At 39.4% G+C, this 22,522-nt stretch carries 19 protein-coding genes and 1 pseudogene; 9 read left to right on the top strand and 11 right to left on the bottom strand.

From position 1 onward, the window contains the following. Positions 1 to 230: 230 nt before the first annotated feature. On the bottom strand, positions 231 to 4,910 hold the full coding sequence (locus tag AC5JL8_RS05130) for a two-partner secretion domain-containing protein (RefSeq protein WP_495878697.1): 4,680 nt from the start codon (positions 4,908 to 4,910) through the stop codon (positions 231 to 233). Positions 4,911 to 5,191: 281 nt separating this feature from the next. Between AC5JL8_RS05130 and AC5JL8_RS05125 the strand changes: the two genes are divergently transcribed. Then, the gene (locus tag AC5JL8_RS05125) at positions 5,192 to 6,265 is read left to right on the top strand and encodes a sensor histidine kinase (RefSeq protein ID WP_495878696.1); all 1,074 of its coding nucleotides are present in this window, start codon (positions 5,192 to 5,194) and stop codon (positions 6,263 to 6,265) included. Positions 6,266 to 6,663: 398 nt separating this feature from the next. Here AC5JL8_RS05125 and AC5JL8_RS05120 read toward each other — a convergent pair whose 3' ends face one another. Both AC5JL8_RS05120 and AC5JL8_RS05115 read right to left on the bottom strand, forming a co-directional pair. Next, a complete protein-coding gene (locus AC5JL8_RS05120) occupies positions 6,664 to 6,933 on the bottom strand; it encodes a hypothetical protein (protein WP_495878695.1) in 270 nt (89 codons plus the stop codon). 81 nt (positions 6,934 to 7,014) lie between these two features. Beyond that, a pseudogene (locus AC5JL8_RS05115) lies at positions 7,015 to 7,364 on the bottom strand (hypothetical protein); the annotation flags it as partial. A gap of 270 nt (positions 7,365 to 7,634) precedes the next feature. On the opposite strand from AC5JL8_RS05115, the gene AC5JL8_RS05110 reads away from it, so the two are divergent. Continuing rightward, a complete protein-coding gene (locus AC5JL8_RS05110) occupies positions 7,635 to 8,426 on the top strand; it encodes a sulfite exporter TauE/SafE family protein (RefSeq protein WP_495878694.1) in 792 nt (263 codons plus the stop codon). A gap of 96 nt (positions 8,427 to 8,522) precedes the next feature. Here the strand turns inward: AC5JL8_RS05110 and AC5JL8_RS05105 are convergent, their stop codons facing one another. The 6 genes from AC5JL8_RS05105 to AC5JL8_RS05080 all read right to left on the bottom strand — a co-directional run bounded on the left by AC5JL8_RS05105 (position 8,523) and on the right by AC5JL8_RS05080 (position 13,893). Beyond that, the gene (locus AC5JL8_RS05105; protein ID WP_495878693.1) at positions 8,523 to 9,056 is read right to left on the bottom strand and encodes a DUF1634 domain-containing protein; all 534 of its coding nucleotides are present in this window, start codon (positions 9,054 to 9,056) and stop codon (positions 8,523 to 8,525) included. Positions 9,057 to 9,059: 3 nt separating this feature from the next. Continuing rightward, the gene (locus AC5JL8_RS05100; protein WP_495878692.1) at positions 9,060 to 9,893 is read right to left on the bottom strand and encodes a sulfite exporter TauE/SafE family protein; all 834 of its coding nucleotides are present in this window, start codon (positions 9,891 to 9,893) and stop codon (positions 9,060 to 9,062) included. A 74-nt stretch (positions 9,894 to 9,967) separates the two neighbouring features. Then, positions 9,968 to 10,636, bottom strand: coding sequence for a hypothetical protein (locus AC5JL8_RS05095; RefSeq protein ID WP_495878691.1), 669 nt, complete (start codon positions 10,634 to 10,636; stop codon positions 9,968 to 9,970). Positions 10,637 to 10,726: 90 nt separating this feature from the next. Continuing rightward, complete coding sequence (locus tag AC5JL8_RS05090) at positions 10,727 to 11,362, bottom strand: hypothetical protein (RefSeq protein WP_495878690.1); 636 nt, start codon at positions 11,360 to 11,362, stop codon at positions 10,727 to 10,729. Positions 11,363 to 11,614: 252 nt separating this feature from the next. Beyond that, a complete protein-coding gene (locus tag AC5JL8_RS05085) occupies positions 11,615 to 12,316 on the bottom strand; it encodes a cadmium resistance transporter (protein ID WP_495878770.1) in 702 nt (233 codons plus the stop codon). Positions 12,317 to 12,414: 98 nt separating this feature from the next. Continuing rightward, on the bottom strand, positions 12,415 to 13,893 hold the full coding sequence (locus AC5JL8_RS05080; RefSeq protein WP_495878689.1) for an APC family permease: 1,479 nt from the start codon (positions 13,891 to 13,893) through the stop codon (positions 12,415 to 12,417). A gap of 826 nt (positions 13,894 to 14,719) precedes the next feature. Between AC5JL8_RS05080 and speB the strand changes: the two genes are divergently transcribed. The 6 genes from speB (at position 14,720) to AC5JL8_RS05050 (ending at position 20,147) form a co-directional block, all read left to right on the top strand. Then, positions 14,720 to 15,775 carry an agmatinase SpeB gene (gene speB / locus AC5JL8_RS05075; protein ID WP_495878688.1) on the top strand — a complete coding sequence of 352 codons (1,056 nt, stop codon included), beginning with the start codon at positions 14,720 to 14,722 and terminating at the stop codon, positions 15,773 to 15,775. A 477-nt stretch (positions 15,776 to 16,252) separates the two neighbouring features. Continuing rightward, entirely contained in the window at positions 16,253 to 16,603 is a 351-nt protein-coding gene (locus AC5JL8_RS05070; protein WP_495878687.1) for a hypothetical protein, read from the top strand. Further along, complete coding sequence (locus tag AC5JL8_RS05065; RefSeq protein WP_495878686.1) at positions 16,545 to 17,384, top strand: endonuclease/exonuclease/phosphatase family protein; 840 nt, start codon at positions 16,545 to 16,547, stop codon at positions 17,382 to 17,384. The genes AC5JL8_RS05070 and AC5JL8_RS05065 overlap by 59 nt, the downstream gene beginning before the upstream one ends. A gap of 6 nt (positions 17,385 to 17,390) precedes the next feature. Then, complete coding sequence (cls, locus tag AC5JL8_RS05060) at positions 17,391 to 18,833, top strand: cardiolipin synthase (protein ID WP_495878685.1); 1,443 nt, start codon at positions 17,391 to 17,393, stop codon at positions 18,831 to 18,833. Positions 18,834 to 18,880: 47 nt separating this feature from the next. Continuing rightward, positions 18,881 to 19,003, top strand: a complete 123-nt coding sequence (locus tag AC5JL8_RS05055; RefSeq protein WP_495878684.1) for a DUF6887 family protein — start codon at positions 18,881 to 18,883, stop codon at positions 19,001 to 19,003. A 613-nt stretch (positions 19,004 to 19,616) separates the two neighbouring features. Then, positions 19,617 to 20,147: a hypothetical protein gene (locus tag AC5JL8_RS05050; protein WP_495878683.1), complete on the top strand. Its 531-nt coding sequence runs from the start codon at positions 19,617 to 19,619 to the stop codon at positions 20,145 to 20,147. A 315-nt stretch (positions 20,148 to 20,462) separates the two neighbouring features. On the opposite strand, the gene AC5JL8_RS05045 is transcribed toward AC5JL8_RS05050, so the two are convergent. Then, positions 20,463 to 21,164, bottom strand: a complete 702-nt coding sequence (locus AC5JL8_RS05045; RefSeq protein WP_495878682.1) for a M23 family metallopeptidase — start codon at positions 21,162 to 21,164, stop codon at positions 20,463 to 20,465. A gap of 527 nt (positions 21,165 to 21,691) precedes the next feature. Here AC5JL8_RS05045 and AC5JL8_RS05040 point away from each other — a divergent pair. Continuing rightward, positions 21,692 to 22,078 (top strand): hypothetical protein, encoded by a 387-nt coding sequence (locus AC5JL8_RS05040; RefSeq protein WP_495878681.1) that lies wholly within the window; start codon positions 21,692 to 21,694, stop codon positions 22,076 to 22,078. A gap of 129 nt (positions 22,079 to 22,207) precedes the next feature. On the opposite strand, the gene AC5JL8_RS05035 is transcribed toward AC5JL8_RS05040, so the two are convergent. Beyond that, a complete protein-coding gene (locus AC5JL8_RS05035; RefSeq protein WP_495878680.1) occupies positions 22,208 to 22,333 on the bottom strand; it encodes a hypothetical protein in 126 nt (41 codons plus the stop codon). Positions 22,334 to 22,522 lie beyond the last annotated feature (189 nt).

Raw genomic sequence — 22,522 nt, 5'->3', positions numbered from 1 at the left:
AAATACATGGGTAGGGGCACAACAATGTTGTGCCCTTACGATAATCTGTACCTCACCATGAATAATTGGTGTAATAGTCAATACGGTTCAGTTAAGGACAGGACTTACCCAAAATTAAGAAAAAACGAACCACAAAGAGCGCAAAGGACACGAAGAAATAAGAGTTTCAGAGAATTTTTGCACAAGTCCTGAAAGGTTTTGGCGCTAACTGAACCGTATTGGTGTAATAGTTATTTATTTTTAGCTGCACAGCTAGAAGAATTAGACCAGGAGGGAAAAGAGTTAGGCGTATGAGAGATTAATGTTACTTCTCCCTTGCTGTTGAATACCCAACCAGTAGCTGGCACAATTAATACAGCCTTCTGTTTAGCGGGAGCTGATGCTGTAATATTTCTGGAACTTGGTTGCTGCGTTGTTGTACCTGTTAGGCGGATATCTTCCCAAACCGCATCACTGCTGAGGAATTCGTCAGGTCTTGCAGGTAAGCCACCATGTCCAATGTCAATAAATTCATTAACTATCTTCTCATCCCCTGCGGCACAGCCTTGGGCAATTTGCTTGGAAGAGTCGGTAGCGTTTGTTGGTAGAGATACTATGCCTTTGCTAGGGTCAATATTTGGGGAATTAATACTCACAATACCATTTAACTGCGGGTTCGTTTGGGAAATGGCTGTAATATCGTTTGTTTGCAGATATTGCGGGTCTAGTTTTTCTGGGTCAGTTGTACCTAATTTCTGCTCAAGTTCTTCCCTAGTTAGAGACGCTAACCCAATAACTCCTTTAGCACTGATTTCGATTTTGCCGCCGCTACCAGAGAAAGCATTAGCTACGATATCGTTATTTTCTAAAGCCGGAGAAACAATAAAGCCGTTATTAGGATCGAGATTGATAGTAATTATGCCCCCATCACCACCAGCATTTACTTTACCCGCGGTAGTAGATATATGACTTTGGCGGCGGAACAATAATAAATCTTGCAAATTCAGTGTAATGCTACCGCCTTGGCCACTGTCGGTATCAGCTGTAATTGCTGCTTTGTTGTCCAGAGTCAGGCGATTACCTGTAATGTTAATACTACCTGCTACTCCTGTACCCTTACTATCTACAGATACTATGGCACTATCTTTAATTGTGACTTGATTGGAATCAACAATATTGATTGTACCGCCTTGACCACTGGAGTTAACTTCAGTATTGGCGAACAGTCCACTAAGGTTATTAATAGGGCCGAGTATACGTTTAAGTTCTTGCTCATTTTCAGGAGTAATAAAATCAAAGTTATCTTTAATTACATCAAGTCTTGCTTTAAGTTCCTCAAGTCGTTGTTCGTAGCTAAAGTCTTGACCAGCAATGGTAATATTATCGGTTGCAGTAATTGTGAGATTACCTGCTTGTCCGCTTCTATAGGCATTTGTGAGAATTTGTCCGCCACCTAAAATTTCTAAATTGTTGACATCAATATTGATATTTCCACCTGTGCCACTACTTTTAGAAGGGGCGCTTAAAACTGCTCCATTGCTAATGCTTAAAGTACCAGTATTAATAGTAATATTGCCACCATCGCCACCAGGCCCAGCATCTGCTCTTATGCTTTCAGTATTGACGAATAATCCACTAGAAAATTTAATTAATGGTGCTGCACCAGATATAGCCACAGAAGCAGTAGCTTTGTTTTCTTCGTTAAAAGGATTAATAGTAATGCTGCCACCTTTGCCACTACTAAAAGTGCCAGCATTGACTCTCGAACCTTCAGTTAAAGAAACAGACTGAGCTTTTATATTGACATTTCCTGCACTACCACTGCCAAACGTTTGAGCATTGATTCTTGATGTATTACTCAAATCAAATAACTCAGTAGTAATATTAAGATTACCTCCATTCCCACTGCCAAAAGTTTCAGCTTGGATGAGTGATTGATTACTTAAGGAAAAAGATTGAGTTGTGATATCAACATTACCAGCATTTCCCGCCAGATAAGTTCTAGCATTTAAAATAGATCCATCTGTAAAAGATACTGTCTTATCTGCCGTAATATAGACATTACCGCTGTGCCCAGAGCCAAAGGTACTAGCATTTAGAAGAGAGTTGTTTGTTAAAAATAAAGCAGCAGTAGTGATATTAATATCACCACCGCCTTGGCCTTCTTGATTTAATAAATTTTTAGGATCTGTGGGAATTTCATCATCGCTACCAGTGTTGATACTACTTTCAGAAAGCGAGACTGCGCCACCAGTTGTTTGAACAGTTACGCTTCCTGCTTTTCCAGTTTCTAGAGTATTAGCCAAAAGAGAACTTTTGCTGCTCAAAGACACTGAGTTAGCCTCAACATAAATATTTCCTCCAGAACCTGAGCCATAAGTTGCAGTTTCAAAATTACTGCTAGTTAGAAATAAGTCACCAAGAGTTCTAACTAAGATATTGCCTGCATCTTTAGCAAGTATATTTTCTTGATTATCTCCTTCCACTTGGTTACTAGTAGTCAAGAAAGAATGGTCAATTGTGACTTTTTTAGGAATGAGCGGACTATCCTCAGGATAAAAGCCAATAAAGATATTTCCTAAATTCCCATTACTAAATATTCCTTTTAATTCGCTTTCAGGCTGGTCTGGAAAATTGGAACTATTGAGAATAGAAATATCATCACGGGCACTAATACTAATATCGCCTGCATAGCCTAAACCTAAGTTAGTAGTACTTACCCTAGCTTGGTTCAGAAATACCGACCCTTTTGTAGCTGTGATGTCGATAGTAGAATAGAATTCAGACTCATCATTGTAGTTACTTTCGCTAGTAACATTACTATTGTCAATTGACACTTTGTCACCAGCGGTAATTTTAATAGATCCCGCCAGACCAGAACCATTATTATCTGTTTTGACCTCTGCGCGATCGCTTAAGGATATAGTACCCCCCGCCTTAACTTCTATTGTTCCGCCATCGCCAATGCTATTAGGTTGTGTCAACGCAAATATACCGCTAGGGCCAGCTTGACCAACTCCAGAGATGAGAATATCTCCACTAATATCAAGCTTGATATTTCCCCCGTTCCCACTGCCTTTAGAAATACTTCTGAGTTGAGCGCCATTGTTAAGAAAAACAGACTGAGCAGCAACATCAATATTGCCTGCATCTCCAGATCCATACGTTTCACTATTGACAAAAACATTGTCTAAGGTGAACAAGCCTCCTGCCAGAATATTAACGTTACCACCTCGTCCACTATTAAAGGAACTGGCTTCTATATTACCGAGGTAGATGTCACCAGCAGCCTTAAGAGTTACATCTCCCGCAACTCCATCAAAAGCCTGAGAAACTATAGCCCCAGCCCTTGTATCGATGCCACCATTCTTACTAATGAGGGTAATATTACCTCCATTTCCACTATATGAATCGGAGAGTAAATCACCGCCAGTAATTATATTTCCATTGGTAATGAATCTAATACTATTACCACCGTCAAAACCAAGAGAAACATCAATTACATCTGTAGTTTGTATATCACCTTGCGAATCAATTGTGACATTACCAAAGGTATTAATTAACCCAGTTGTAATTTTGCCGAGTAATCCATTAGGTGTGTACTGATTGGTTAATAAAATCTGCCCTTTTATTGGCTCACCTGTGGAAGTTTCGTTAGCATTAATAATGCTACCTATATTGATATCTGCACTTGTTCTTGATGCATTAGGATTCACGATACCAGTAATACCTGGAATAAAATTTGGTGTGAGCTTAGGAGTCCCAAAAGCAGTAGTGCCGGCGCGAATATCTAAGGTTGGTTCAGATCCACCTTGAATAGAAACAGAAGTTGTGCCATCAGGTAAGCTAATTGATAGCGGTACTTCTTCGCTAATTGAGTTTTCTGGCCTGTCTGCACCTGTGATTGTAATACTGCCAATATTTACTGCACCCCCAGCCAATATGTGCAAAGAAGCTCCTGTGTAGCTATCAAAACTGACATCTCCACTAGCGCGAATAATTGGGTCATCAGGGCTGGAAAGCTTGCCAAGGCTACCGTCTAGTTGCTCAATGCGAAAATTGCCCCCTGCCCAGTAATGAGCATCGCCGCCAACGGTGTTAGCACTCCGCAACACCATATCACCACCAGAGAAGAAGCCACTGCTGGGATGATTGAGAGCAAAAATATCTACTCCTTGATTACCCTGTACAGTTAACTTCCCACCAGCGGAGCCAATGAAAGGATTTGCGGCAGTATCACGTACTTTTAGGGTATCAGTAGCTTGCAGTGTCAAATCTCCGCCTGCATTTAACTGATTCTGCAAGTCAAGATTGCTACTTACTAGAGTTAGGTTTTGCCCTACGTTTAAATTGCCGAAATTGCTAATACTTGCAGATTGATTTGCACCAAATTGCAACCCCGGACGCAAGCTGACTGTAAGTAGTGGTGCTGTTTCTGGGTTTGTGGCGCTGAACTTTAAACCATTGTCAAACACGAAGCTATTTGCTGTAGTGCCAAGAAACGAACCTGCAATATCTAAGCGTGCATTCTGCCCAAAGATAATACCATTGGGATTGAGGAAAAATAGATTTGCTCTGCCGTCTACACCCAAAGTGCCGAAAATCTTTGAGGGGTCACTACCTGTGACGCGAGTTAAAATGTTTTCAATCCCTGCTGGATTAGCAAAGTAAACTCGTTGTCCGTCGCCAACGTTGAATTGAAAAAAGCTCTGAAATAGATTTACGCCTCTAGTTGCTCCACCTTCTAGCAGTAGTGCTGGCAATCCACGCACATTGGCATTAGGTGTTATCTTTGAACTTTCTATGCCTAATGTAGCATCTGGGACAATCTGAGCGATCGCAGAATGACTCAATGCAGTAGTCACACTACTGATTGCTAATATAATTACCAACTTTAATTTACGTAACGTTGGGCAAGTATCTGGAACCATGTCAGTAGCCCTTGAATGCTTTCAGCCTTTTATGTATACACAATACTATGCCAAATTAAATAAAATTGTTGACAAAATATGTATATTTATGCTCTAAATCTAAGGTTTGCTTATGTATTATTACGCAAAAAATCTCAAATTAGGATGTTGATATGCGATTAAGCTAGCGATCGCCATTGGCAGATAAGATGCTAGGGGCGATATTGATACAACTTATAAACATTCTCTGAGGCGTATGAGGTGATCGCACAAAGCTATTTTTAGCCAGCAAAGCAGAGCAAGTGCGGATTCAAATTGTAGCTGTTAGTATTTTGTTATCAATAGCGATCGCTAGTTTATTAGCTCTGGTTACCAGCCGTACCATAACCGTTCCTATCCAAGCACTCACAAATATGGCGCAGCGAGTCACTCAAGAAGCCAACTTTGACTTGCAAGCCACTGTCACAACTACAGACGAAATTGGAATACTTGGTAATGCCTTTAACCAAGCTTTGCAACGAGTTAAATCTCTACTGGAAGAACAAAAAGCAGCGGTCTTACAACAGCAAAAACTGCAAGAATCTCAATTGCTCCAAAGTGAGAAAATGTCTAGCTTAGGACGAATGGTCGCCGGTGTTGCTCACGAAATTAATAATCCAGTGAATTTTATCTACGGCAACTTAGAACCTGCCATTCAATATGTAGACGAATTATTAGAATTGCTACGCATTTATAGCCAAGAAGTTGCTAACCCGCCTCTCGCTGTAGAAGAATATGCCACTGAAATTGATGTGGAATTTGTAGAAGAAGATTTACCTAAACTTTTGCAGTCAATGAAATTTGGTGCCGATCGCGTGCGGCAAATTGTCTTGAGTTTGAAAAATTTCTCGCGTCTGGATGAAGCAGAAGCTCATACAGTCGATTTGCATGAATGTATTGATAGTACACTACTAATTCTTAATAACCGCATCAAAAAGGGTATTCAGATTGAACGCTGCTACGGTAACATTCCCAACATCGAAGGTTTTGCTGGTTCCCTCTATCAAGTGTTCATGAATATTATTAACAATGCCCTGGATGCATTGGAGAAACAGGACAATACTCAAGAAAGCCCACAAATTACAATTACCACCGAACATCAAGATAAAAATTGGGTGATTATCCGCATTGCTGATAACGGTTCCGGTATTGCCCCTGAAGACCAAGCAAAAATTTTTGAAACGTTCTTTACCACTAAACCAAGGGGCGTTGGCACTGGCATGGGACTTTCAATTAGTTATCAGATTATAGTCGAGAAGCACGGAGGACAACTGACCTGTAAATCTCAACTACGTGGCGGTACAGAATTCATCATTTCCCTCCCCATTCGGTTATAACCTGTTGAAGTATTATCTACTTTACCCAATTGAATTTAGGACTTACGCAATAACTCTCTGAAAGTCTTATTCCTACCCTTATCCTAAGCCCTTCGGGCACGCTGCGCGAACGAGAAGCCGCTTCGCGTCTACGTGTTCTTTGCGTCCTTTGCGGTTCGTTTTTCCATTATTTTGCGTAAGTCCTGGAATTATCTCCCTGATTTATGAATGTGATCACAAACTTGCTGTTCGTACCCTATCCACAACTTTCTAATCGCTTCGCCACTCCAAGATTGAACATAGCTATAGGACTCCTATTTAATTTTTGAACAAATTCCGTACATTTCAATTTTTCCTCTTTCCTGTTCCCCGTTCCCCTTCGGGTATCTCCTGCAAAGACGCTACGCGAACAGCAGTTGCTAAGAATTGAGGAGTTCATTAAGTGAGACTAAGTTTTGTTGAATTGCCTTAGCTAAATAATTTCTGATCAAATCAATAGTTTCTACAGAAAAATTCCCTCCTAGAAGGGCAAAAGCCAAGCTAGCAACACCGAGAAATAACGCTAATAGTCTGCCTAAACAACCTGGATTAATTTCAATGAATCCTAGTTTTGATTGTCCTAAAACAGCAATTAAAAGAAAAGTAATGCCTAATATTAAGAGGATATTTGTTAAAGCTAGGCCAGTCATTATAATTGAATAAAAATATTATTTGTACCAATGTTTTTATTATAACTCAACACGGTTTAGTTAAGCTTAAAACTTAGTGAGAAATGAATAATCAAACTCTGGTGCAACTGAAGCCCATAGATAAGGACGAACTCTGTGCCAAAATTCTTTGGCTGTGCGTTTGATAATAGCACTACCAGCAACAGTAATGAGTAAATAAGTCAGGACTTACGCAACAATAACGTATTTCCGTCATTGCGACCGTAGGGAAGCAATCCCAAAGCCTTGTTTTTCGTTGCGAATGCGTAAGTCCTATAAGTAAGCGATCGCCAGTGACGTTGCACTAATAAAATAAGTGCGATCGCCCTCAGAATGGGTAATACATCTAACTGCGGCTGTTCTAGAGAGTGAATCGTCACCAATATCGGTAAATCGCAACGAAACCCACCTTCGACCGAGATATGTGTACACCGTAGACCAAGGCCAGGGGGGTTGCAACAACCTCAAATTTTCACGAATGATTTAGGACTGCTATAGACTTTTATTATTTTTAAATATAAAATACGGTAAGTTGGTCAGGTTTTAGTATTTTATGCACTTCTCTCAGCAGTTATTCAAAACTTGCAGTTGCACAAACCCTTGTATACAACAGCGTTACAACCAGTCTTTTAGTTTCAGTTAAACAAAGTCGCATTCGCAAAACCCCGGTTAAGGACAGGAGTATGGATTTTTTATTGTTGCCTCTTTTCAGCTTCATAGTTGGTATTGTTGTTGGTCTGACAGGAATTGGTGGTGCTTCTCTCATCACCCCAATGTTGATTTTTGTTTTTCAAGTACCTCCTGCGGTAGCAGTAAGTTCTGATGTGGTTGCAGCTACATTGATGAAAGTCGTAGGTAGCATCAAGCACTTGCAACAACAAACTATCAATACAGAAGTAGTGAAGTGGCTGGCATTAGGAAGTGTTCCTGGTTCTTTGATAGGAGTAGGAATACTGCATCTAATTAAAAACAAGGTCGAGCATAACCTGAACAACATTATGCTGCACTTGCTGGGTGTGACGATTTTGTTAGTCACAGTTTTGGCGTTGGTGCAAATGATACTGCTGACCTTTTTTCCACAGTTACAACTACCTGAACTTCCCAAATTTGATTTAACTACTCAACTAGGACGTTGGCAGACTGTGAGTATCGGAGCATTCTTGGGCTGTGTTGTGGGTTTAACAAGTATCGCTTCTGGTTCAATGTTTGCCTTGGTGCTGATTGCATTTTTCCGTTTGGATACGCGGAAGTTAGTTGGTACAGATATTTCCCAAGCTGCAATTCTGTTAATATTCACTGCTCTTGGACATCTTACCTTGGGAACAGTTGACTGGAGTCTAGTATTACCGATATGGCTTGGCTCAGTACCAGGAGTATTACTAGGAGCTAAAGTTTGTCAAATTGCACCGCAAAAACCATTGCGGTTTATGGTTTACTTTCTATTGATGATGGTGAGCCTAAAGTTAGTTTATTAGACAAAGAGCGTCAGCCCCTTGAGAAAATTCAAATTTTAATTAATATAAAATCCAAATTTTAGTCAAAGCAATACCAAAAAAATCCTTATCAGAGCTTTAAGCACGTCCTACAAGACTATAAATCAAGCTAGTTAGCACTAGCAAAGTGATAATAACAAACTTCCAGTTACGCATTTTGAGGAAAGTAAAAAAGGAAATTACTATACGTAGGATGGGAGTGGCAACAAGGAGCAATAGCCCTAGTTGAATAATGGCTCGATCACTACCTGCCAAAAGTGCTTTCACTACACCATTCAAAGAACGAAACTGAGATGGTTCCCCTCGGAAAACTTGATATTTGGCGGGTTCGCTTCCGTGGTGAACTAAGTAAATTATGCCACCAAACAAGACTACAGCACTAGCAATCAAAACCCCAAATTTCAGCAAGTTACTCAGTAAATTCTCGAATTTTTGTTCGTTCTCACTTTTAATAATATTTTTGTGTAAATTAAGCGCACCATTTGTATTTTTAGGATGCTGTTTTAACGTTTCAATATCGCTATCTGGTTCTGATAGCTGTAAAGGTTCTACAACAACTTCGCTTTTAGGTATTAAAGGAAACGAACGCCGAAATAAATCAAAATAAACCATTAATTACGCCCCAATCACACTGTTGTAAACCATTTTCAGCGCCATTGCGATTAATACAAAACTGAAGATCATTCTTAAAACTTGCGTTTTAGTACCTATAAGAATTTTTGCTCCTAAAAAAGCACCAGGTAGGACTCCCAGCATTACAGGCATTGACAGCCCAGGATCGATATAACCCCTTGCTAAATAAACTCCTGCTGAAGCTGCTGCTGTCACACCAATCATAAAATTACTGGTGGTTGTAGATACTTTAAATGGAATACGCATCACGTTGTCCATTGCCAGAACCTTAAATGCACCTGAACCAATACCAAGTAATCCAGAAATTATTCCAGATACAAACATGACAGCAAAACCACCTGGAACAGCATGAACTTGATAAGTTATGAACCCATCAGCTGTTGGGTAAGCACCATTTAATTCCAAATAACTTGCTAAGGCATCTTCTGATTCGTTTTCTGGTTCTTGGCGTTTGGGTTGTTGTGAGAGATATGCAGAATAAAGTAGGATAATTGCTAGCACGATTGTTAGTGCTTTTACAGAAAAACTAGTAGCAATTGTGGCTCCTATGATAGCCCCTGTTGTTGTTGCTACTTCTAAAAACATTCCCAGCCGTAAATTGGTGTAACCCTGTTTAATATATGTAGATGCTGCCCCTAAAGAAGTTGCAATTACAGACACTAAAGAAGCGCCAACTGCATAACGGATATCGACACCAAATACTGAAGTTAATAAAGGAACAATTACAACTCCGCCGCCCAAACCAGTTAATGCACCTATTAAACCAGCGGTAAATGAACCAACCCAAACTAATAAAGAAAATTCCAGAATATTCACAGGTTAAGCCTCTTACAAATATCCTATTTGTAGAGACGCTACGTGTAGCGTCTCTACATTTTGTATCTTATGCTTTAATCAGTTTCTTCTTCCCCACCTAAAGGAACATCAGGAACTCTAAAAGCGATATTTCTTTCGGATACATTGGGAATATACCAGTTAATCTCACCAGACTTGAAAAATTTACTGGGGGAAATATTTAACTCCAACGCACCTGTTTCTGGATCGTTCTTAGCTATCAATTGCGTTCCTTTGAATATTTTGATAGCTATAGCACCTTCTAATTGTTGGTTGGGGTCAGTGTTTAAACTAGTAAGTTTGGTGTCGTTTGGTAAATAAATACCCTGACAATCCCAATTTGTTGGTGTTGCTTGACCAGCGCCTAAAAAGTAGAGTGTATTATCGTAGGGCGTTTTCGGTTTTTTGGGTTTGGGGCCGTAAACAGCAATTGTTTTGTCTGTTTCATTACGACATTGACCCCAGTTGATGCCTTTTTCTAAAGCATATTTTTGAAACGACAATTCATCGATTTTTTTCTGGAGGTCTTCGGCTGACAAAGTTTCTGATCTTGCTTGTCCAGATTTTGTTGCTGCTAGTTGACCCTGAAGAATATCGAGTGATTTTGTTACCTCTACATAATCAGGACTTTTCGTAATTTTTGGTGGGTCTGCTAACGAAGGTTCAGCAAACATAAAATTCAGCACAATAATTAAGACCAGCAAAAGGGAGTTAAATAATTTCATGGTTCTCTTCTTGAAAAAAATATCATCTATGTAAAGAGGCGTAGAGAGGGAAAATTTGTTGACTTATGGGATTTTACGTCTCTATCATCATTAGTCTTCTATTGGAGCATTAGGAAATTGTGCGCTGATATCTACTGCGGATAGATTAGGAATTGACCAAGTAGTTTCACCTGCTTTGAATACTTTTGCAGGAGAAACATTTAATTCGATAGCGCCTGTTTGTGGATTTGTTTGAGCGATTAACTGAGTTCCTGGTACAAATTTCAACGCTAAGGGTTCTGTTAATTCTTGTCCTTGAGTATCCCCAGTAATTAAGCCTGCAATTTTGGCTCCGGCTGGCAAGTAAACACCGTCACAGTTCCATTCATCATCGGTAATTTTTCCATTTCCTAAATAGTAAAGACTCGGTTGTTGATTTCTCTTGGCTTTATGGGCATAAACTGCTAAATTTTGCCCGGTCTGATTGCGACATTGCCCCCATTCTAAAGCTGTTTCCAGAATGTATTTTTGCAAATTTAATTCGCCTGTTTTTTGTTCAATTTGTTCTGGTGTATATCCTGACTCTGCTGGCGCTGATTTTGCTTGTATAAGTTCATTTAGCGCTTGTTTAACTTCAGCATAATCAGGTGTCTGTGTGAGTCTTGGAGGATCAGCCCAAGAGGGTTGGACAATCAAAAAATTTACTAAGAGTGTGAAAACTAACAAAAGAGTTTTAAAGAGTTTCATGTGTTTCTCCTGATGAAGATTAAAAGTTTTCCAAATCTGAAGATGGTTTGGTTGATTGCTAAAGCTTATTTAGACGCTATTAGGAGTTGATACGTACCGCTATCAATCAAAATCGAAATTTTCCAACCAATCTATACAAGAAGTACAAAATTATGACCGCAACGATTTAAAACATTTGTGATAACTTGGTGGCGGCTGTAATTACGGAATTGAAAGTCTACATATCACTAATTTCCTTATTTTTAGCCTACATTAGTTTTCTTCGGCTTCTGCCTTAGGTTTATATTTTTTGACTATACCCATGAGGCAGATGCAACTTGCTAGTAAAGCGAGCGGATTCAATGCATTGCTTTCCAAGATGATGTAAACTCCTAATCCAACTAAAACGAAGGGAACAAGATTACTACCGTAACGGTTAAGGACATCGGCAATATTGTTTTGGCTAATTAGTTTGTAGCTGGCATAGCACCAAACTCCTACAAGCAAAAAGAAGATGATAAGAATTATTAGTAGTCTTATAAGACTACTATTAGCAAACAATGGCATATAGATACTTATATTATCACTACCATTGGCGACAGTAATTGCTGCCACACTATAAGTTTGTGGAGAAACTAAACTGATAAAAGCTGAAGTTTCAGACTGCTGTAATTGCTCATCTTCTGCATCTGCATCGTCGCTTTCTTGATTGAGCCAACTACTAAGGCCAATTGCTATGGGCACTAATCCAAGTAGCCCAATCCAGTGTTTTGGTAAGATTAAACTACCTAAAAAACCAGTCAAGCTGGCAATTACTAAAATACTAAATCCCAGGAACTGACCTATAACAATATGCCGCCAACGAAAATTGTTATTAACTTGTGAGAACCAGAGCGACAAAATTACTAAATCATCAAGATTAGTTGCTGTAAAAGCTGTTATCCCTGTAGGGATTGCAGTAATTAATTCTTCCATTACACAGTTTTGGATATTGGTTTTATCATTTGTCATCATTCATTGTTTGTTATTTAACTTTGAAAAATGACGAATGAGCACGGGCAAGTAATAATTAACTATTTATGCCGCTCACGGTCAAATCTGATGTGAATTGCGTCGATGGCTTTGACCATTTTATTGACCATTTTTGGAGAGCGAAGCCTTTGAAAAAAGAACCATCCGCAAGCAGTAGCAATGTAGATTAAAAAGAGGTAAGGAAAAAGATTATAAGGAGCTTCTGGGACTGGAAACATTTTACTACCAGGAATTCCCACGCTGCCTAATAATGGAATAAACATAAATCCTATTGCTATAAGAGAGAATATGATATCTCTGCGATCCAGGTTGTTAATTTTGTAAAGGTAAATTGGTGCGGCTATAGAAATTAAAATGTAAACGGTGACAAATCCGAAACTAGCGATCGCACCTAGATAACCCATACTCTCAAAGAGTTTGATGTGAAATAAAGCCATCACCGCTGGGATCAAAAATGTCAAGAAAGAACACATCGTGACTGCAATATGAGGAGTTTGATTCGATATGTGTGTATTACCCAACTTGGCATGAAATAACCCATGACGCGCCATCAAAAAGAATATTCTCGCGGCGGGATTAATGCTACCCAGGACGCAAGCAAAGAAACTAGCCAGCGCACCTAAGCCAACTAATTCACCCAGCCAACCTAAACCTATTTGTTGCGAGAGATAACCTAGAGGTTCTTCGGCGTGGGTAATGTCTACTCCTGAGTGGCGAAACGCTAGCACTTCAATATATGTGGTGCAGATATAGAATAAACCTGCGAGGATCACACTTCCTAAAACTGACCGAGGAATGGTTTTCAATGGGCTTTTTGCTTCATCGCCCAAGGTGGTCGCACTTTCAAACCCTGAGAAGGCAAACATTACCAGTACAAGTCCTGTTGCTAGGCTACCTGGTTGAACACCGCTCAAAGTTAGCTGGGGCATATCTAATGTAAAACCGTGGTGCGCCCAAACCATCACACATAAGATTCCGATTAATGCGATGGATGTACCTTCCATCCACAGCATGGCGACTGCTGAAAGTTGAATATCTTTATAACCTGCATACCAGGCGATTCCCGCGCCCAGCGCTAGTAAGGTGATACTGGAGGGGTGAATTCCCAGATGACCAAACAATACGCCGCTGAAGTTGGCAAAACCGCACAACACTGACATTGCAGTGAATAGATAAGCCAAAACCAAACTCCAACCGCAGATAACACCTGCTGTCGGGCCAAGTCCTTTGACGATGTAGGAATAAAGAGAACCGGGTGAAGCGGAACGGCTAGCAAATTGATTGATGTTGATGCTAACAAATACCAGTCCCACCAAGCCTATAACCATACTTAGCCAAGTCCCGTTACCTGAAAGGGCAACAATTAAACCGACATTGGATGCAGGGATCGTTGTCGGTGCGATGACGGCAAAAGATTGTGCTAAAACTTCGCCAAAAGAAAGACAGTGTGATTTTAAACCATGAAAACTTTGTTGTGAGACTTTTTCGTGGTTTGCATTGATTTTGAATTCGCTAGACATCAATAACACCCTGGTATATCAAGCATCGCTACTTATACTCAAAGTATCTTCTTAAGCTAATAAATGCAAACATTTTTTGTTTTTGAATTTATAAATAAAAATAATTAAATTTACATTACCTACCTAATGTTTTTATCTGTTGTTTGTTTCAGCCTCAGGCAGGCTCGAAAAACTTCAAAAATGCGAAAATATTATAAAATTTTTATAGCACTTTATTTTTTTAAACTGTATATAAAAATACTTTTTTTCTTTTAGGAGTGTATTTATTTAGAGATTTTTTCGCCTAGTTTTAGAATTAAAATACTACGATAAATCAATCTGTTCTATGTACTTTGCACAGCATATAAGTAGCAAATTAAATGTAATTGCTAATACGACAAATCTAGAACTTACGCATTGAGTCTTGGAAAGTAAACCAAACGAGAAATACTGATTTTTTCGTTGCTTATTAACCTTGGTTGTGATCAAGAGTAATTTAGATGCGTTTGCCCTGGGTTGGACGGGTTCCCCGGTTCCCTCAGTGGTGTGGAAACCCCCTACGTACCCGTCACTGCTTCACCTCTTCCCTGCCTCTACGAGTGATTTCAACAATCAAATCGGATTGCTATAGTTAATTGAAAACCCAGCTCCAGGGCGTTAAGCTATTCCATCTGGGAGCATCCCAAATGTGTAAATTTATTTTTTTGTAGTGCGGGCTAGAAGCCCGCTGACTTGACATTAGGGAGCAAGATGCTCCCACTACAAATTTATTAAGGGCAAAATTGGGATGCTCCCTTACATCTTGACCCTTAACATAGTTGTAGTATTATTTTGCGAATCAGGTGTTATGGCTAATCAACTACAGGACTACAATCCCAGCGGCGTAGGTGAAATCAATGGCAACCTCTTAGGTTTGCCGTTCGATTATGAGTCTGCAAAGCTTATTGTATTTGGAGTACCTTGGGAAGTTACCGTTTCTTATGGTGCAGGTACTGCTAACGGCCCCCAGCAAGTTTTAGATGCTTCGGTTCAATTGGATTTATTTGATTTTGATAATCCTGATGGATGGAAACAGGGAATTTTTATGGTAGAAATTCCCCAGGATATTTTAGAGAAAAACCAATACTATCGCGCATTAGCTGCACAAATTATCGAGCGACTCGCCCAAGGTAAACCACTGACAGATGCACCAGATTTAACACCTGTACTGGCAGAAATTAATCAGGCTTGTCAACAGGTAAATCAATGGCTGCTTGAAAATTGCCAAAAAGCAATTAACGATGGTAAGCGAGTCGCCGTTATTGGTGGCGATCACAGTTCACCTTTAGGATATTTCCAAGCATTAGCAGCTAATTATGCCAACTATGGCGTTTTGCACATTGATGCCCACGCAGATTTACGCGATGCTTATGAGGGATTTGAATTTTCTCATGCATCGATCATGTTCAATGCGATGAAAATACCGCAAATTACTAAGTTAGTACAAGTAGGGTTGCGTGATATTTCTCATGATGAAGTGGAAATGATTAACCAATCTAGCGATCGCATTGTTGCATATTACGACCCAGCGATTAAACAAAAACTCTACTCTGGAACAACTTGGATTGAGTTGTGTCGAGAAATTGTCAGCCATTTACCCGAATATGTTTACATTAGCTTTGATGCCGATGGTCTAGATCCCAAACTCTGTTCGAGTACAGGTACTCCTGTTCCCGGTGGACTCGAATTAGAGCAAGCTTATTGTCTATTCCGGGAATTGGTGAAGAGTGGTAAAAAAATTATTGGCTTTGATGTCTGCGAAGTCGGTGATGCTGAGTGGGATGGAAATGTCGGTGCGCGGATTGTTTATAAGTTAGCGAATTTGATGGATTTATCTCAACTGGGTACAGACAAGGTATCTTAACGCAAGTCTTTAATCGGATACGATATCAGCCAACCAAAGTTGGAGATTTAGGCAATAAATACTTTTGCCTAATTTTAATATTTGTATGTAATAGAGTGAGTATGTTACTTAATATGGCAATTTTAAATCATTTGTGAATAACAACATCCCTGACTTTTCAAATAAATCAGGAATGTAAGCTGATCAAATTATATTACCTGATTTGCAGACTTGCCTGAAAAACTTATACTAATTCAAATAATGTTTGCGACACATAAATTATTCGTAAGGGCACGGCACTGCCGTGCGACGCCACTTCCTTCAAGTCGGCAAAGCCGCCCAACGGAGTGGCTCCCCTACCCATCTATGGACAACAACAGAATGACACAAAACCTCAAAATTTAGTACTCATAAGATAAAGATTGGCAAGAGTACAACCAACAAGTGTATTGCCGTAATTTTGACAAAGTAATAGCGGCTTTATCGGTATTTTAATTAATGCCAACGCAATCAGCAACACTGATCGCCGAAACAGTAAATGAGTACTCCGAAATAGTAATTGCGATCGCCGAAACAGCAATTGTGACTCCCGAAATAGTAATTGTGACTCCCGAAATAGTAATTGTGTCTCTCGAAATAGCAATTGTGACTCCCGAAATAGTAATTGTGACTCTCGAAATAGTAATTGTGACTCTCGAAATAGTAATTGTGACTCTCGAAATAGCAAATGCAAACGGACATAATATAACTACGAGAGTTAAGCTAGATGAAGCCCAGTTAACTTTTAATAATGCTGAGTCTAAAAAAGCACGTAGCTACTTTCACAAGAAAATTTGTACCATCTTATAGGTTTCTTCGCACGCAAGAATCCACAATTGATAGAAGCCATATACTACAAACAGAACTAAATGCTTTATCAATTAAAGTTCTCAATTGGAACATTGCTAAGAAGAATTCCGACAAAATTTGGGTTAGAGATTTTTTAACTATAGTTGAACAATACCAACCAGACCTAATTTTTTTGCAAGAATTTCGCTTGGAAATGAGGGCAGCAAGTTTAGTCAAATTGATAGATATGAGTTGGAATTTTGCGCCTAACTTTATCGATGCTCATCATCAGACTTATTCGGGAATCCTCACGGCAGCTAAAATTAGCCCACTCACGAAGAGAGCAATTATCACTAAACATCATGAACCTATTATTAGAACTCCTAAAGTTTCTCTGATTACCGAATATTCTTTATCTAATCATAAAGATAATATCTTAACTATCAATAGCCATCTAATCAATTTTGTAGATATAAATAAATTTAAAACCCAACTGCATGATTTAGAATTAGCGTTATCTGCACATCAAGGGCCGATTATATTTTCAGGAGATTTTAATACCTGGAGTCGAAAAAGAGCAGTACTTTTATATAAAGCGGTTACTCGACTGGGGTTAATGCCAGTAGCTTTTGCACCTGATGAGAGCAAGAAAATTAAACGGTTCCTGTTATCGCCTCCCCTAGACTATATCTTTTACCGAGGACTCAGCGAATACAAAGCCAGGGCTAAAGTACTAGACCACATTTGTTCTTCCGATCACAAGCCATTACTGGCAGAATTTTATTATACCGATACTCAATGAATGGGGATGCTTGTAGATAGTGGTGTTATAACTCTTTATAGTGCAGTTACGGTTGTGGTTCATGGCTTGGGGATTTTGCACGCTGCCCATGCGGTGATGAATGTGCGTTCTTCTCAAGGGGCGATCGCCTGGGGAATTTCTCTAGTCACCTTTCCTTGGTTAGCCGTTCCGTTATATTGGATTCTCGGCAGAACTAAATTTCATGGATATGCCGAAGCTCTGCGCTTAGTTTACACCAAACATCATAAGCTGGCTCGCCAAACCTACGTTAATATTGCTAAATTTAAGACCGCACCGCCAGAGAAGTTAGCACAGTTGCAACCACTGGCTGAGGCTTTTACAGGTATTCCCTTTACATCAGGTAATGCAGCCGAATTACTCATAGATGGCCAACAAACCTATGAGGCGATGTTAAAAGCGATCGCATTCGCCACAAATTATATTTTGCTGCAATCCTACATTGTTTATGATGACGAGGCAGGCAACGAGTTTAAGGACGCGTTGATTGATAAGGCAAAACAAGGAATAAAAGTTTACTTCCTTTACGATGAAATTGGTTCCAACAAATTATCTCGCTCCTATATTGAGTCTTTATGCAAACATGGCATTCAAGTAAGTGCATTCCACACTACTAAAGGCAAAGGTAATCGTTTCCAACTCAACTTTCGCAACCATCGCAAGATTTTGGTAGTGGATGGTGAAACAGCATTTTTAGGTGGATTGAATATTGGTGATGAATACTTAGGAAAAAATCCCCGCCTCAGTCCCTGGCGTGATACCCACATGAAGTTGCAAGGCCCCACTGTTCAAAGCCTGCAAGCTTCCTTTCTACAAGATTGGTACTGGGCAACTCGACAATTTCTGGATGTAAACTGGCAGATTAAAGCTAACGAGAAAATCAACCAAACTGCATTTGTGCTGCCTACAGGCCCCGCAGATCAACTCAAAGCCTGTAATCTATTTTTTGTAAATGCGATCAATCAAGCTCAGACTCGCCTGTGGATTGCTACTCCTTATTTTGTACCGGATGAGGCAACTTTGACAGCCTTGAAACTAGCAGCCATGCGCGGTGTAGACGTGCGAATTATCTTACCAAACCGCCCGGATCACTTGTTTGTTTATCTCTGTTCTTTCTCTTACTATAGCGAGATGGAGGCGATCGGTATTAAACTGTATCGCTACAAACATGGGTTTATGCACCAGAAAATCATCCTCATCGATGAAGATATCGCAGGGGTAGGAACTGTCAATTTAGATAACCGCTCATTTTTTCTCAACTTTGAAGTCATGGGCTTTGTTGCCGCACCCCAATTTGTGGAAAGTGTGGAGAAAATGTTAGAGGATGATTTAGCTGTTTCTATTGCTGTTGATTTCGCTGAATACCAAAGAAAACCTTTATGGTTCAAGTTAGCCGTGAGAGTATCTCGGTTGCTGATGCCATTGCTGTGAAGCGCAGAAGGCACAAATATAATTATTAGCAGATGGAGGTACGTGCAATGAGCAAACCTAACTTTCAGGCAATGAGTCAGAAAGATTTACATGCCTACATTTTGGCTCATCGGGATGATCAAGAAGCATTTTATGCTTATGTGGACAAGTTACATGCAGAAGCTAACTAGATTGAAATGCCGCCCTTACAGTCTTTAGAAGATTTGGAAAATTATCCTGCATTTCTTGAGCGTGTTCGCAACGGTTCAAACCAATGAAATAACATTGTCTAATAATTGGGCGTTGCTGAGTAAAAGTATAATTAACCTCACGCAAAAGTAATTCATTCAAAATATCGGTGAGTGCTTCATTAATTACATCATCCCTGACACAACAATGTAGAAAATCTGGCGTTGCTAAAACAAGGAATGAAATTTTGGCATTAAAATCTCAGAATCCTCATTCTCTCTGCGTCTCTGCGTGAGAAAATCATCCAGCAAATATGCAATGTAGAAATCTATATATTCAGTAATAAATATTTATCTTTCCAGCCTGTACTATTAGACGTATCTGGCTCTATCTATAGTATTGTCAATGATTTGTATTTAATATAAAATTTCTCACTTCAGTTAGAAGAAATTATTATTTTAAATAACTAATATAAAATCAACAAAATAATTTAAATTATTTGTCGCTTGAGATAATTGCTTATTTAAGTAAATTAACAGTTCTTTGTGTTTAATTTCAAATTTTCTTTATTTTTCAGCAAGTTAGTCATCAATCAATAATTAGAACTTTTAACCTATGAATACACTTGATAAAAAGCAGTCTGAGCGTGATACCAGTACTCAAAGCCGCAGTCGGACTCTAGGTTTTGGCGATCTAGCTGTAATGGTTTCTTTGGTAATAATAGCTGCATTCATTAGATTTGGCTATACTAACGATCAGAATACAAGCGCTTCTTCAGGCTTTATCAATACATCTGAAATAGTCAATAACACAGATACATTTATTGATAAAACTGTAACCGTTAGAAGCAGGCCAGTTGATAAGGTAGGTTTTAGCTCTTTCACTGTTAACGATCAGCCACTACTTAATAGAGAACCGATATTAGTTGTGAACGCTTCTGGTGTGCCTTTCAATCTGCCTACCGATAAAAATGTAAAAGTTCAAGTGACTGGTCAACTTCGCAATTTAGTAATTCCTGATATTGAAAGAGAGTTTAATGTGAATTTAGAGGACGAATACTATACAGAGTATATAAATAGGCCTGCCATTATTGCTCAGTCGATTACACTAGCACCCCAAAGCAGCCAAAACGCTCAATTGCAATAAAAAACTCCATCCACAAGGGGATGGAGTTTTTAGGTATGGGGCATAGGAAAGAAGTTACCAATGCCCTATGCCCCATGCAGCGGGGCTACGGTGTACACACATCTGTGTACTAAACCGAAATCATTGTAGATCCGTCATTATCCTCCGATAAATTGGAGGACTTTGAGGGATTTTAGCCCCCCTTAAAAAGGGGGGTTGGGGGGATCAAAAGCCTGTGGGACAACTCTCAAAGACTTGTGTGTACACGGTAGTGCAGCGGGGAGAGCAACCTCGTCTATCCACAAAGGCATGGAATTTTCCGCCGCTTTCTATAAATTAATAACCATAATCTTGAGTATATTTAGACTCTTCAATTATGACTTGTGACTGTTGAGCGTTAACTTTTGATCCACTTCTTCTAGCAATTTGCTGTTGTGAAAACATTTCTCGCAGCACCATAGCTGGATCTACATAGTTGCTACCATACTTTAGCCCCCAATGGAGGTGAGGCCCGGTTGTGCGTCCTGTCATTCCTACTCTACCAATTCTAAGACCGGTTGGTATTTGTTGACCTTCGGCTATTTGAATTCCACCTGTGCGATCCACTAGATAACGACGACCGGATGCAGTTTCAACATTTCCTTCCATGTGACAATAAGTGTGTTCCCATTGCCCTGATCTAATTACTATATGAGTGCCGCAGGCATTGCGATCGCCTACTTTAATTACTGTACCTGCCCACCAATTGCGAATGTAACTACCTTGTGGTGCAGCAATATCTAAACCACCATGAAATTCCCAACTATCGCCACCAGTAGCAGAACGGCGATATCCAAAGGCCGAGGTATAAGCTTGAAAATTTTCTACAGGAAAAGAGGCGGCTAGCCAAGCGTTGCCTACATTTACATTATTTGACTTAGCTTCTCTAGCTCTGGCAATTTCTGGCTTAGGTAATAGAGTGATTGAACTTACAAGTCCCAATCCTAATATTAATAAAGTGGCTCCAGAAACTACTATTTTTTGCTGCCCATTACTCATTTTTTTATACCCCAATCCCATCAAAATATCGATTAATTCACTGAGAATTTCGGTTGAATGTAATTTTAAAAGTTGCTATTAAAGCCAATTTATTATTCATATCTCAATATTAGTGACATGGCAAACTTTACTTGAAGATATTGCTATGTCAAGCTATTTAGCTGACAGTACTATGCTTTTTGTCCGTCAAATTTGTGCTATCAGCTAATCAGAATAACAAATTAGAAAATCAGAAAGAATTCAGTATTTTTAATACATTTCAGTAAATAAGTATAATCGACAATGGGCGTACTTGTTAGCTAGTAATTACGGATTGGGTAACATTTAATATTAAAATACTATGCTAGTAATTACGGATATGTTTAAAGGTCAAATTCATACATTGCTAGCTACAAAAAAATTGGCTCTGAGATAACTTCTAGCAAAAAAGTTGTCAATTTGGCACAATCTGGTGACTTTTATGCTTAAAATTGTTTAAATATCAAGCTTTAAAGCAATAATTAACCCCAGCGCTACTTCCACAAGCTATGCTGACTGAAATTTTGCCTTTCCACATTGAATTGGACAAAATCGCGATCGCGGGAGCGAGTTTGTGGTCTTTGGCGCTATATCTAGCTTTTTCCCCGCTCAGTGAATGGGTAATTGAACAGCTAAACCGTTGGTTTAACTTTGCCGAGCGATCGCTTTACACCAGCCAATCAGAATTTGAAAAGACTCGTAAGGGCAGAGAATCCCAAAACGCTTTTTACGCCTCTGTGTTTAGTATTGTGCCTTTTTTGATAGTTGGTGCTTTAGTTCACTGGGGCGTAGAAATCAGTTTGGGCCCTAGTTGGGGAATTAGCACAGGCATACTTGCTTCTATTGGTTCCGGTATTTATGAACTAGGACGGCGGGACGGGAGTTCTTCAGATTAGGTATGAGGAATTATTGGTTTACCGAAAGCCGGCGAGAAAGCCCACTCCAACAAGAGGGGTGGGATGAAGTGGTGATGACAGATTTGTGTAGAATCAAGCAGATACTAATTTACGTATGTAGTGCGATCGCTACTTCCTAGAAGATTGAATGGCCATTTTTCCAGCTTTTAATTTTCGTAGTTTTTCTACAACTAGATTTGGATTTTGACTTTGTTCTTCCCGTATGCGATCGCCCCACTCTAGCCAATATGTCATTACACTCTAAGGATATAGGGTGTGCTTCAAACCCAGCTTGAGAGCATAATTTCTAAAGAAAAGCTCTCAGCAATTTGTAATACCTTTTACTCAGTAGTACTTTAACTAACCCACCCATCACTGTAAAGCTGAATAAAATAGCGAATTTTGGTCTTCATGTCATCTTCTATAATTGATAAAACCTGGACA

The organism is Mojavia sp., assembly GCF_059505145.1.
Note: the sequence above shows the minus strand (reverse complement) of the source record. Positions and strands in the feature narration are given on the sequence as shown.

What these genes read in the sequence shown, in the direction of transcription:
- AC5JL8_RS05130 (WP_495878697.1), bottom strand. Translation starts at nt 4,910, where the DNA reads ATGGTTCCAGATACTTGCCCAACGTTACGTAAATTAAAGTTGGTAATT.
- AC5JL8_RS05055 (WP_495878684.1), top strand. Translation starts at nt 18,881, where the DNA reads ATGAGCAAACCTAACTTTCAGGCAATGAGTCAGAAAGATTTACATGCC.
- speB (WP_495878688.1), top strand. Translation starts at nt 14,720, where the DNA reads ATGGCTAATCAACTACAGGACTACAATCCCAGCGGCGTAGGTGAAATC.
- AC5JL8_RS05035 (WP_495878680.1), bottom strand. Translation starts at nt 22,333, where the DNA reads ATGACATATTGGCTAGAGTGGGGCGATCGCATACGGGAAGAACAAAGT.
- AC5JL8_RS05095 (WP_495878691.1), bottom strand. Translation starts at nt 10,636, where the DNA reads ATGAAATTATTTAACTCCCTTTTGCTGGTCTTAATTATTGTGCTGAAT.
- AC5JL8_RS05105 (WP_495878693.1), bottom strand. Translation starts at nt 9,056, where the DNA reads ATGGTTTATTTTGATTTATTTCGGCGTTCGTTTCCTTTAATACCTAAA.
- AC5JL8_RS05120 (WP_495878695.1), bottom strand. Translation starts at nt 6,933, where the DNA reads ATGACTGGCCTAGCTTTAACAAATATCCTCTTAATATTAGGCATTACT.
- AC5JL8_RS05080 (WP_495878689.1), bottom strand. Translation starts at nt 13,893, where the DNA reads ATGTCTAGCGAATTCAAAATCAATGCAAACCACGAAAAAGTCTCACAA.
- cls (WP_495878685.1), top strand. Translation starts at nt 17,391, where the DNA reads ATGCTTGTAGATAGTGGTGTTATAACTCTTTATAGTGCAGTTACGGTT.
- AC5JL8_RS05110 (WP_495878694.1), top strand. Translation starts at nt 7,635, where the DNA reads ATGGATTTTTTATTGTTGCCTCTTTTCAGCTTCATAGTTGGTATTGTT.
- AC5JL8_RS05070 (WP_495878687.1), top strand. Translation starts at nt 16,253, where the DNA reads ATGCCAACGCAATCAGCAACACTGATCGCCGAAACAGTAAATGAGTAC.
- AC5JL8_RS05085 (WP_495878770.1), bottom strand. Translation starts at nt 12,316, where the DNA reads ATGGAAGAATTAATTACTGCAATCCCTACAGGGATAACAGCTTTTACA.
- AC5JL8_RS05040 (WP_495878681.1), top strand. Translation starts at nt 21,692, where the DNA reads ATGCTGACTGAAATTTTGCCTTTCCACATTGAATTGGACAAAATCGCG.
- AC5JL8_RS05090 (WP_495878690.1), bottom strand. Translation starts at nt 11,362, where the DNA reads ATGAAACTCTTTAAAACTCTTTTGTTAGTTTTCACACTCTTAGTAAAT.
- AC5JL8_RS05045 (WP_495878682.1), bottom strand. Translation starts at nt 21,164, where the DNA reads ATGAGTAATGGGCAGCAAAAAATAGTAGTTTCTGGAGCCACTTTATTA.
- AC5JL8_RS05065 (WP_495878686.1), top strand. Translation starts at nt 16,545, where the DNA reads ATGCTGAGTCTAAAAAAGCACGTAGCTACTTTCACAAGAAAATTTGTA.
- AC5JL8_RS05050 (WP_495878683.1), top strand. Translation starts at nt 19,617, where the DNA reads ATGAATACACTTGATAAAAAGCAGTCTGAGCGTGATACCAGTACTCAA.